Source organism: Streptomyces sp. NPDC088116 (assembly GCF_044741745.1).
Classification (GTDB): domain Bacteria; phylum Actinomycetota; class Actinomycetes; order Streptomycetales; family Streptomycetaceae; genus Streptomyces.
On sequence record NZ_JBIUTF010000010.1, the window covers coordinates 237,173 to 245,143 of the forward strand.

At 71.1% G+C, this 7,971-nt stretch carries 7 protein-coding genes; 5 read left to right on the forward strand and 2 right to left on the reverse strand.

The window, feature by feature from the left end; translation table 11 throughout:
* Positions 1-87: 87 nt before the first annotated feature.
* On the reverse strand, positions 88-2,463 hold the full coding sequence (locus tag ACIOJD_RS33185) for a PQQ-binding-like beta-propeller repeat protein (protein WP_401919999.1): 2,376 nt from the start codon (positions 2,461-2,463) through the stop codon (positions 88-90).
* Between the two features lie 146 nt (positions 2,464-2,609).
* Between ACIOJD_RS33185 and ACIOJD_RS33190 the strand changes: the two genes are divergently transcribed.
* The 5 genes from ACIOJD_RS33190 to proC all read left to right on the forward strand — a co-directional run bounded on the left by ACIOJD_RS33190 (position 2,610) and on the right by proC (position 6,349).
* On the forward strand, positions 2,610-2,993 hold the full coding sequence (locus ACIOJD_RS33190; protein WP_401920000.1) for a hypothetical protein: 384 nt from the start codon (positions 2,610-2,612) through the stop codon (positions 2,991-2,993).
* A 26-nt stretch (positions 2,994-3,019) separates the two neighbouring features.
* Positions 3,020-3,589: a hypothetical protein gene (locus ACIOJD_RS33195; RefSeq protein WP_401920001.1), complete on the forward strand. Its 570-nt coding sequence runs from the start codon at positions 3,020-3,022 to the stop codon at positions 3,587-3,589.
* Positions 3,590-3,858: 269 nt separating this feature from the next.
* Positions 3,859-4,629 (forward strand): ABC transporter ATP-binding protein, encoded by a 771-nt coding sequence (locus tag ACIOJD_RS33200; protein WP_401920003.1) that lies wholly within the window; start codon positions 3,859-3,861, stop codon positions 4,627-4,629.
* On the forward strand, positions 4,626-5,429 hold the full coding sequence (locus tag ACIOJD_RS33205) for an ABC transporter permease (protein ID WP_401920004.1): 804 nt from the start codon (positions 4,626-4,628) through the stop codon (positions 5,427-5,429). Before ACIOJD_RS33200 ends, ACIOJD_RS33205 begins: the two co-directional genes overlap by 4 nt.
* Positions 5,430-5,539: 110 nt before the next feature.
* On the forward strand, positions 5,540-6,349 hold the full coding sequence (gene proC / locus ACIOJD_RS33210; RefSeq protein ID WP_401920005.1) for a pyrroline-5-carboxylate reductase: 810 nt from the start codon (positions 5,540-5,542) through the stop codon (positions 6,347-6,349).
* A gap of 48 nt (positions 6,350-6,397) precedes the next feature.
* Here proC and trpS read toward each other — a convergent pair whose 3' ends face one another.
* On the reverse strand, positions 6,398-7,399 hold the full coding sequence (gene trpS / locus ACIOJD_RS33215; protein ID WP_401920007.1) for a tryptophan--tRNA ligase: 1,002 nt from the start codon (positions 7,397-7,399) through the stop codon (positions 6,398-6,400).
* Positions 7,400-7,971 lie beyond the last annotated feature (572 nt).

Sequence of the window (7,971 nt, forward strand, 5' to 3'; positions counted from 1 at the left end):
CGGATCCCCTCCGCCGGACTTCGGCCGAGGGAACCGGGGCGCACAGCCGTACGGCGGGAGGGCGTCGCGGGATCGTCCCGCCCGGTGTCACCAGCTCGCGGGGTCCCGGCCGGTGACCGCGAAGACGGAGCCGTCGGGCGCGGTGGCGAAGACCTTGCCGGACGCGGTGACGGGCGCGGGCAGCGTCCCGGAGAACGTGTAACGCCCGTCGTTCATCCGGGTTTTCGTCTGCCCCACCAGCCGCCCGCGCTCGGCGTCCACGGCGAGCAGCCGCCCGTCGCCCGCGCTGAGGTAGACGTGGTTTCCCACGACGGCCGGGCGCGATGCCCGGGTGACCGACGTCTCCAGCCGCCAGCGGGGAGCGGATCCCGCTTTCCCGGTTCCGCCACCGCTGGTTCCGCCACCGCTGGTGTCATCGGCGCTGGTGTCACCGGTGCTCAGGTCAGCGGCGTTTGTGTCACCGGCGTTTGTGTCGACGGCGAGCAGCGATCCCGCGTAGCCGACGACATAGACCGTGTTCCCGGCCACGGTGGCCTGGGCCTGGTCGACCGGCACGGACAGCTGGACGCGCCGTACGACGCGGCCGGCCCCGTCGACCCGTAGCACCGCGTCCGTATAACCGTCGGCGTCGGTGGCGAGCAGGAACAGCGCGTCGCCCGTGCCCTTCCCCGCGCCCTTCGCAGTGGCCCCCACCGGGATCAGCGTGCCGTTCAGCCGCTTTTGCCAGCGCAGGGCTCCGCTCGCCGGATCGACCGAACTCACCTCGGTGCTCGCACCGTCGGGCGACGGCATCGCGCCGAAGAGCGCGCCTCCCGCGCCGTCCGCGCCTCCCGCGCCGTCCGCACCTGTCGCGCCGTCCGCACCCTTCGTGCCTCCCCCACCCTTCGCGCCTCCCGCGCCGTCGGCCGACACCCAGACAGCGCCCGCCCCGCCGCGCCGCTCGGTCCAGCGCTCGTCCCCGGTGGCGCCGTCGAGGGACCGCACCCGCCCGTCGTCCGTCATGAGCAGCACCGTGTCGCCGACGTGCCGGACAGCGGCGTACGAAGATATGTCGACGTCCCAGCGCCTGGCGCCCGAGGCGGGGTCGAGCGCCTCCAGGCGGGTGCCGCCGGGCGTGACCACGTGCAGCAGCCCGCCCGAGAGGAACGGCGCGGCGTCCTGGTCCGCGTCCGCCGTGGCGTGCTCGTCCTTCACGGACCAGTCGACACGGCCGTCCGCCGAGTTGATCCGGGCCGCCTTGACGCCCGGCGCCGTGCAGTAGACGCTCGCGCCGTCGGTGGAACAGACGGGCATACGGTTCTTGCCCGCGCCACCGCTCAACGTGACGTCCCAGGGCCGGAATTCCCGCGCCGCGTCCGTGCGCGACTGCGCGGACGCGGCCCCGCCGGCGTCCTGCGAAGCGCGTACGACGACGAAACCGGCGGTGGCAACCGCCAGCAGCACCCCGCCGACGGCCACCCGGCGGACGTACCCGCGCGGCCCGGCCGACGAACGGACGGCCGCGAGCCTCCCGCCGCGATTCCGGGGCGTCTTGGGATGAGTGGCGGTGGTGGGCGACGGGACCACGGCCCCGGGGCCCCCGCCGCGCTGCCCCGGTACGAGAGCCGTCACCCCCTGCCGCGCCGGAACCCGCGGCACGTGCGACGTACGCAGTGCCGTCATCAGTTCGTCCGGCGTCGGCCGGTCGGCCGGCTCCTTCGCCAGACAGCGCGTGATGAGAGGAAGGAGTATCTCCGGCACTCCCGCCAAGTCCGGCTCGTTGTGGACGACTTGGTACGCCACGATGTACGGGCTGTCGGAGTCGAAGGGCCCGCGCCCGGTCGCCGCGTGGACCAGTACCGCGCCCATGGCGAACACATCGGCGGCGGGGCCGACTTCGCGCGGCCGCTGGAACTGCTCGGGCGCCATGAACGGCGGCGTGCCGATCAGTTTGCCCGTCTCCGTACGCAGAAGACTGTCCTTGGGCCGCGAGATACCGAAGTCGATGACCTTGGGCCCGTCGGCCGCCAACAGGACATTGCTGGGCTTGAGATCCCGGTGCACCACACCGGCACGGTGGATGTCCCGCAGCCCCTCGGCCAGCCCCGCGCCCAGCCTGGCCAACTCCTCGGCGCTCAGCGGACCGTTCCGCTTCACCCGCTCGGACAGAGTGGGGCCGTCGATGAACAGAGTGGCCATCCAGGGCCGTTCCGCCTCCGGATCGGCATCGACCACAGGCGCGGTGAAGGCGCCGCTCACCCGGCGGGCGGCCGCGACCTCCTGCCGGAACCGGGCCCTGAACTCAGGATCCGAGGCGTGGCTGATGTGGACGACCTTGACGGCCAGCCGCAACCCGGAGGCGGACGTGGCCAGATGGACCACACCCATTCCGCCCGATCCCAGGGCTGATTCCAGTAGGTAGCGACCGGCGTATTCCGGACGTTCCGCTTCCGCGGCCGATCCGGTGTTGCGCAGTGGTGGCATGGCCCACCCCCGTGTATTCGTGCGCAAGCGCGACGCACGGAGCCTAGTCGATGATGCGTGCTATCAAGCCATAGCTTGCTAGCCTGCGCGGCGCCGAGTGCGCGCCTCCGACAGCGGAGTGCGCACCTTCAATGGGGGAGGACCGTATGGCAGTCGAAGAGGTTGAGAACGTCGTGGGGGGAGTCATGGGGGGAAGCGCCACGGCGGAGGGCGCCGTGGGGGACGCCGGGGACGTGGCAGCCGCCGAGACGACGGCGACGGCCACACTGGAAGCGACCCGGGCCAAGCGCTATCCGGTCGCTCCCGGGTACCGGCTGAACGTCCGCAGCGGTCCGGGCACGAACTACCGGCTCGTCAGGGTGCTTTCGTACAACGTGAGCGTTCCGATCAACTGCCAGAAGCCGGGCGAGTGGGTCTCGGGTCCGTACGGCACGACGAACATCTGGGACAACATCGCCAACGGCGAGTACGTCTCGGACGCGTATGTGCACACGGGCAGCAGCGGCTATGTCGCGGTGCGCTGCTCCTGACCGACCGGAGCGGGGATAATCGCCCTGTGAGCGAGCACCCCGAATCCGCCGACGTCACCGCGCCCGCCCCCGCCGCCACCGCTGTGGACGGCGGTCGCGGGCGCGGTGGCCCGGAGCCCGAGAGCATCCGCTTCTTCGCTACGACGTGGGTCGGCCACGACGTCGGCTACGGGGCACGGCGCGTCGGGGTCGCCGTCGGCTCGCTCGCCGCCGCCGTCGCCGGCTGCCTCGTTCTCCGCTTCGCCTACCAGGGCCTGGAGATCGCCGACGTGGGCGCCTTCGTGGACCTGCTCGTCGTCGTGGTGTTCGCGGTGTGCGGCGCCATCGCCTTCCGCGCGACCTGGGACGGCTTCACCCGCCGCCCCGCCGACCCCGCCCGCGAGGAGTCCCTGCGCAGCGTCAGGATGATCGGCTTCATCGGCTCGCTGATCGCGTACTTCCTGCGCTCGCTCACCGAGGCCCCGGGGGAGGGGCTGCGCCGCCGCGAGTACGAGAAGGCCGTGAGCGAGTACGAGCGCCGCCGCGCCGCCCGCACGGGCAGCCCGTCCACACGCGGCACAGGCGGGAACAAGGGCAGAAGGCCCAAGCGAAAGTAGCCACATCCCTGACGCTCGGCCATGAGCCCATGAGCCCATGAGCCCATGAGCCCACGACCGTGTTTCCGCGTGGACGAGCGCTCCGAACCGCCCAGGCTCTTCCCTACGGATAGATCCCGCAGGCGTACGCGGTAGATCCGGCGATCACCCTCCGCGCCGGACGCTCCGTACCGGACGCCTCCGCCACGTAGCGACAACACCCGAACGACACCCGAACCCCACCTCCCGGCGCCTTGACGAGGCGACCCCGTACGCCCATTATTCATCACATGATGAATTCTCCTGACGGGGCCGCCGTCCTCGCCCGAGGTCTCACCGTCCGACGAGGAGACCGCACCGTCCTGCGAGGCCTCGACTTCGCCGTACCGCCCGGTCGCATCACCGGCCTCCTCGGCCCCTCCGGCTGCGGAAAATCGACCCTGATGCGCGCCGTCGTCGGCACGCAGGCCAAGGCCACCGGCACACTCGACGTCCTGGGCCGGCCCGCCGGCGACACCGCCCTGCGCGCCCGGATCGGCTATGTCACCCAGGCGCCCTCCATCTACGACGACCTGTCCGTCCGGCAGAACCTCGACTACTTCGCCGCCGTGCTCGACCCGGGACGCGCCCGCCGCGCCGCCCGCCGGGAGACGGTCGGCCGGGCCATCGCCGACGTCGACCTCACCTCCCACGCCGACTCACTGGCGGGCCGGCTCTCCGGCGGCCAGCGCAACCGGGTCTCCCTCGCCGTCGCCCTGCTCGGCTCACCCGAGCTGCTCGTCCTCGACGAACCGACCGTCGGCCTCGACCCCGTACTCCGCCGCGACCTGTGGGCCCTCTTCCACCGCATCGCCGCCGAGCGCGCCGCGACGATCCTCGTCTCCTCCCACGTCATGGACGAAGCCGAACGCTGCCACCGGCTCCTCCTCATGCGCGACGGCGAGATCCTCGCCGACGACACCCCGGACGCGCTCCGCGCCCGTACCCGCACCGAGACCGTCGAAGCGGCCTTCCTCCACCTGGTCGACGAGGCCAACGCACTCCAGGAGAGCGCCCGATGACCACCACCGAGACCACGACGAGCACCCCGCCGGCCACCGTCACACGCGGCACCGCGCCCCCGCTCTCCGCCGCCCGCACCCTCGCCACCGCCGCCCGCGTGCTCCGCCAGTTGCGCCACGACCCGCGCTCCATCGCGCTGATGCTGCTCGTCCCGTGCGTGATGCTGGTCCTGCTCCGGTACGTCTTCGACGGCAGCCCGCGCACCTTCGACTCCATCGGCGCCTCGCTGCTCGGGATCTTCCCGCTGATCACGATGTTCCTGGTGACCTCCATCGCCACCCTGCGCGAACGCACCTCGGGCACCCTGGAACGCCTGCTCGCCATGCCGCTCGGCAAGGCCGATCTGATCGTGGGCTACGCCCTGGCCTTCGGCCTCATCGCCCTCGTCCAGTCCGCTCTCGCCAGTGGCCTCGCGGTCTGGGCCCTCGGCCTGGACGTCGTCGGGTCTCCCTGGCTGCTCCTGCTCGTCGCGGTCCTCGACGCCCTGCTCGGCACGGCCCTCGGTCTCTTCGTCTCGGCCTTCGCCTCGTCCGAGTTCCAGGCCGTGCAGTTCATGCCGGCGGTGATCTTCCCCCAGCTCCTCCTCTGCGGACTGTTCACCCCACGCGCGAACATGCAGCCCGTCCTGGAGGCGATCTCCGACGTCCTGCCCATGTCGTACGCCGTCGACGCGATGAACGAGGTCCTGCGCCACCCGGACATCACCGGCGACTTCGTACGCGACACGCTGATCGTCGCGGGCTGCGCCGCATTCGTCCTCGCCCTGGGCGCGGCGACCCTCCGCCGCCGTACGGCATAGAGCGAGTCCATACCGCCCATCGGACACCTCACACCCGCCGACCGGTCGCGGTGCGAGGATGGGTTACGGACGACAGCCGCACCCATTTCCACCGGCGAGGTGACCCCGAAATGCCCCAGACAGTCGCAGTCCTCGGCACCGGCAAGATCGGCGAGGCCCTGCTCAGCGGCATGATCCGGGCCGGCTGGCGGGCCGCCGACCTCCTGGTCACCACCCGCCGCGAGGAACGGGCGGGCGAACTCCGCGACCGCTACGGCGTCGAGTCCGTCACCAACGCCGACGCCGCCAAGCGCGCCGACATCCTCATCCTCGCCGTGAAGCCCCAGGACATGGGGAAGCTGCTCGACGAGCTCGCCCCGCACGTCACCGCGGACCGCCTGGTCATCAGCGCCGCCGCCGGCATCACCACCGCCTTCATCGAGGGCCGCCTGGCCACCGGCACGCCCGTCGTACGCGTCATGCCCAACACCCCCGTACTGGTCGACGAGGGCATGTCCGTCATCTCGGGCGGCAGCCACGCCCTCGCCGGGCACCTCAACCACGCCGACGAGATCTTCGGCGGCGTGGGCAAGACCGTGCGCGTCCCCGAGTCCCAGCAGGACGCGGCCACCGCCCTCTCCGGTTCGGGCCCGGCGTACTTCTACTTCCTGGTCGAGGCGATGACCGACGCGGGCATCCTGCTCGGGCTGCCCCGCGCCGAGGCCCACGAGCTGATCGTCCAGGCCGCCATCGGCGCCGCGGTCATGCTCCGTGACAGCGGCGAGCACCCGGTGAAGCTCCGCGAGGCCGTGACCTCCCCGGCCGGCACCACCATCAGCGCCATCCGGGAGCTGGAGAACCACGGCGTACGGGCGGCCCTCATCGCCGCCCTCGAAGCGGCCCGAGACCGCAGCCGCGAGCTGGCCTCCGGAAACGGCTGACCCGGGCGCCGCCCACCCGGACGCGTCCAAGTGGGCGGGAGCCACCGCTCAGCCGACGGCCGGCAACAGCCCGATGGCCCGGTAGGCCGCGTCGACCACGGGCCGCGCCATCCTCCTGGCCCGCACGGCCCCTTCCCTCAGAACCTCGTCCACATACCCGGGATCGGCGGCCAGCTCCGCATGCCGCACGCGCAGCGGACGCAGCAGCTCCACCACGGCGTCCGCGGTGTCCTTCTTCAAGGCGCCGTACGATCCGTAGCCACCGGCCAGCCGCTCCGGGTCCCCGCCACCGCAGGCCGCGAGGATCTCCAGCAGATTGGCCACTCCCGGCCTGGCCTCGCGGTCGAACTCGACATCCCGCCCGCTGTCGGTGACGGCCCGCATGATCTTCTTGCGCACCACATCGGCGTCGTCCAGCAGATAGACGATCCCGGCGCCCGACGCGTGCGACTTCCCCATCTTCGCCGTCGGGTCCTGAAGGTCCATGACCCGCGCGGCCACCGGCGGCCGGGTGGCCTTCGGTACGGCGAAGGTGTTCCCGTAACGCTGGTTGAACCGCACCGCGAGATCCCTGGTCAGCTCCACATGCTGGGTCTGATCCGCACCGACCGGCACCTCGTCGGTGCCGTAGGCCAGGATGTCCGCGGCCATCAGTACCGGATACGACAGCAGGGAGAACCGCACACCCTCCCCGGACGCCAGCGCCCGCGCGCTCTTCTCCTTGTACTGGATCATGCGCCGCAGTTCCCCGTCCGTGGCCGTGCACTCCAGCAGATACGAGAGCCGCGTGTGCTCATCCACATGGCTCTGTACGAACACGGTGCACAGCGCGGGGTCGAGTCCGGCCGCCAGCATCAGCGTGGCGGCCTGCCGACTGAGCCGGCGCACCCGGCCCGGATCATGCTCGACGGTCAGCGCGTGCAGATCCACCACGCTGAACAGCGCGTCGGCCCGGTGCTGATCGACCTCGACCCACCGCTGTACGGCCCCGAGGTAATTGCCCAGCGTCAGATGCCCGGTCGGCTTGATGCCACTGAAGATTCGCGTCATCTCGTCTCACCCTCCTGATCGGAGCCGCCGCCTCTGACGGCCGGCCTCCGGGGAGAGGGAAACGAGAACGGCCGCCGAAGCGGCGGCCGTTGAGTACGCGCGTGTGTCTGGCGGCCGCCGTCAGGCGGGCCACCACTGAAGGACGCACACACGCGATGTCATGGGGGCCAGAGTAGTCGCCGCCGCCTCAGGTTGACACGCCATACACAGATCCGTAATGTGCTCCGAGCTGTCCGACGTGAGCACCGGCCCCGGTCGGTCCCCGGACAGCCATTCCGCACGACCCACTACAGCAAGCGACTGCTTGTCGCGTTGCTTTACGTGTGCCTTTGCGAAATGAGGAATCCGCGTTCGAAGGAACGCAGCCCCGATTAGCGTCGGGGCCGGAGATTCCGCTAAAGTCTCACTCGTCGGAACGGCCCAACAGCCGGGAAGACACCCGCCCGCTGACTGGGAATCAGGCCCGAAAGGATCTGATAGAGTCGGAACCGCTGGAAAGGGAAACGCGAAAGCGAAGAACTGGAAAGCAAGCCCCGCTCCGACGGGGAATCGGACACGAAAGAGTCTGATAG

Coding starts and splice junctions, on each gene's coding strand:
- ACIOJD_RS33185 (WP_401919999.1), bottom strand. CDS start 2,463: ATGCCACCACTGCGCAACACCGGATCGGCCGCGGAAGCGGAACGTCCG.
- ACIOJD_RS33190 (WP_401920000.1), top strand. CDS start 2,610: ATGGCAGTCGAAGAGGTTGAGAACGTCGTGGGGGGAGTCATGGGGGGA.
- ACIOJD_RS33200 (WP_401920003.1), top strand. CDS start 3,859: ATGATGAATTCTCCTGACGGGGCCGCCGTCCTCGCCCGAGGTCTCACC.
- ACIOJD_RS33205 (WP_401920004.1), top strand. CDS start 4,626: ATGACCACCACCGAGACCACGACGAGCACCCCGCCGGCCACCGTCACA.
- proC (WP_401920005.1), top strand. CDS start 5,540: ATGCCCCAGACAGTCGCAGTCCTCGGCACCGGCAAGATCGGCGAGGCC.
- trpS (WP_401920007.1), bottom strand. CDS start 7,399: ATGACGCGAATCTTCAGTGGCATCAAGCCGACCGGGCATCTGACGCTG.